The sequence below is a fragment of the Melaminivora alkalimesophila genome, assembly GCF_000282995.1.
GTDB lineage: Bacteria > Pseudomonadota > Gammaproteobacteria > Burkholderiales > Burkholderiaceae_C > Melaminivora > Melaminivora alkalimesophila.
Genome location: NZ_ALEE01000157.1, coordinates 1 through 2,222 on the forward strand (window position 1 = coordinate 1; position 2,222 = coordinate 2,222).

General features: G+C 71.6%; 2 protein-coding genes and 1 pseudogene. 2 read left to right on the top strand and 1 reads right to left on the bottom strand.

Annotation, left to right across the window (positions count from 1 at the left end):
- Positions 1-99 precede the first annotated feature (99 nt).
- Positions 100-1,425, bottom strand: coding sequence for a bifunctional tetrahydrofolate synthase/dihydrofolate synthase (folC, locus tag A612_RS02465; RefSeq protein WP_019373021.1), 1,326 nt, complete (start codon positions 1,423-1,425; stop codon positions 100-102).
- Positions 1,426-1,472: 47 nt separating this feature from the next.
- On the opposite strand from folC, the gene A612_RS02470 reads away from it, so the two are divergent.
- Both A612_RS02470 and A612_RS02475 read left to right on the top strand, forming a co-directional pair.
- Positions 1,473-1,850, top strand: coding sequence for an arsenate reductase (locus tag A612_RS02470; RefSeq protein WP_040435719.1), 378 nt, complete (start codon positions 1,473-1,475; stop codon positions 1,848-1,850).
- A gap of 126 nt (positions 1,851-1,976) precedes the next feature.
- Positions 1,977-2,222, top strand: a pseudogene (locus A612_RS02475) (glycine zipper 2TM domain-containing protein); the annotation flags it as partial.

Here is a 2,222-nt window from a genome sequence, read left to right on the forward strand (position 1 = left end):
CCGGCTTGCCGCCGTCAGCCGGTCGTTGCTTGCCGGGCCAGCGAAACTTGAAAAATGCCATGGACAGGGAAGAAGGCTGGTGCGGGCCGGAGCGCCGTGCTAGCCGCCCAGATGCTTAGCTGCAAGGCGTGGCACCCCCTGCTCGAGCACGCCGCCCACCGTATGGAACGAGCCAAAGACCACGATTCTATCAGCCGGGTCGGCCGCCGCCAGCGCGGCGCGCAGGGCCTCGGCCGGCCCCGTGTGCACGCTGGTGGGCACGCGGCGCTGGGCCGCGCCCGCCATGTGCAGGGCGTTCCACTTCTGCTGCAGTTCGGCCGCACGCAGCGCGCGCTCGGTCGGCAGGTCGGTGAAGTACCAGCGGTCGATGAGCGGCGCGATGCGCGCCAGCATCGGGCCCAGCTCCTTGTCCGCCATCGCGCCGAAGACGGCGTGCGTGGTCGGGAAGAAGCCCATGGCGTCGAGGTTGGCGGTCAGCGCCGCCACCGAGTGCGGGTTGTGCGCCACGTCCAGCACCAGCGCCGGCTGGCCGGGCACGATCTGGAAGCGCCCGGGCAGTTCCACGTGCGCCAGGCCTAGCCGCACCGCCTGGGCCGTGACCGGCAGGCGCCCGCGCAGCGCCTCCAGGGCCGCCAGCGCGCCCGCGGCGTTGATCAGCTGGTTGACACCGCGCAGCGACGGATAGGCCAGCCCGGCGTAACGCCGCCCGCGCCCGGCCCAGGCCCATTGCTGCTTGTCGCCGGAGAAGTTGAAATCCTGCCCGAAGCGCCACAGGTCGGCGCCCAGCGCCTCGGCGTGGGCGAGCACGCTCTCGGGCGGCACCGGATCGCTCACCACCACCGGGCGGCCGGCGCGCATGATGCCGGCCTTCTCGCGGCCGATGCTCTCGCGGTCGGGGCCCAGGTACTCGACGTGGTCCACGTCCACGCTGGTGATGACCGCGCAGTCCGCATCGACGACGTTGGTCGCGTCGAGCCGCCCGCCCAGCCCGACCTCGAGGATGGCCACGTCGAGGCGCTCCCCGCACAGCAAGCGCAGGATGGCCAGTGTCGTGAATTCGAAATACGTCAGGGCGACGGGCTCGCCGCCTTGCACCCGCGCCTGCTCTACGGCCTCGAAGTGCGGCAGCAGCGCATCGGCGGCCACCGGCTGCGCATCGATGCGGCAACGCTCCTCGAAACGCACCAGGTGGGGCGAAGAGTACACGCCCGTGCGGTAGCCGGCAGCCCGCGCCACCGCCTCGATCATCGCGCAGGTCGATCCCTTGCCATTGGTGCCGGCCACCGTGATCACCGGGCAGTCAAAGCGCAGGCCGAGCCGGCGCGCCACCTCCCCGACGCGCTCGAGCCCGAGGGCGATGTTCTTGGGGTGTTGCTGCTCGCAGTGCGCGAGCCATTCGGCAAGGGTCGTGGGCAGGCTGGACATGGCGGCCGGAATTGTCGCCGAGCGGCGCCTCGCCGATGATCGTGGCCATGAACAACCCCACCACCATCCTGTACGGAATTCCCAATTGCGACACGGTGCGCAAGGCGCGCGCCTGGCTCGGCGAGCGCGGCGCCGCGGTGCAGTTTCACGACTTCGCACGCCAGGGCGTGCCGCTCGAGTCGCTCGGCCGCTGGGCCGCGCAGCTGGGATACGACGCCCTGCTGAACCGCCGCGGCACCACCTGGCGCCGGCTCTCCCCGGCCGAGCAGCAGCGCGCCAGCGACGCGGCCGGCGCCTGCGCGCTGATGCAGGCGCACGCCTCGCTGATCCGCCGCCCGGTCGTCGAATGGCCGGACGGGCGCACCACCGTCGGCTTCGACGCCCAGGTGTGGAACGAAAGGCTGGCGGCAGGGTCCAAACCCTGATCGGCGCGCGCGCGGCAGGCACTGGCTTTACGCATCTTTACCGCTGGCTGCTCCGGCTTTGACGTGCCGCGGTGAAACTTCCCGCATGTCCCGCGCGTTGCATGCGGAACCAAAGGAGCCTCCTCCATGAAAAAGACCTTCGTGTTCACCGCCCTGGCGGCCGCCGCCCTTGCCGCCCAGGCCCAGGAGATGGGCCGCGTGCTCTCGGCAACGCCCATCCACCAGCAATTCGCCGTGCCGCAACAGGTCTGCGGCAACGAGACCATCTACAGCGGCGGGCGCAATCCGAGTGGCGCGGGCGCGGTGCTGGGTGCGATCGCCGGCGGCGCGGCCGGCAACGCCATCGGCGGCGGCAGCGGCCGGGCAGCAGCC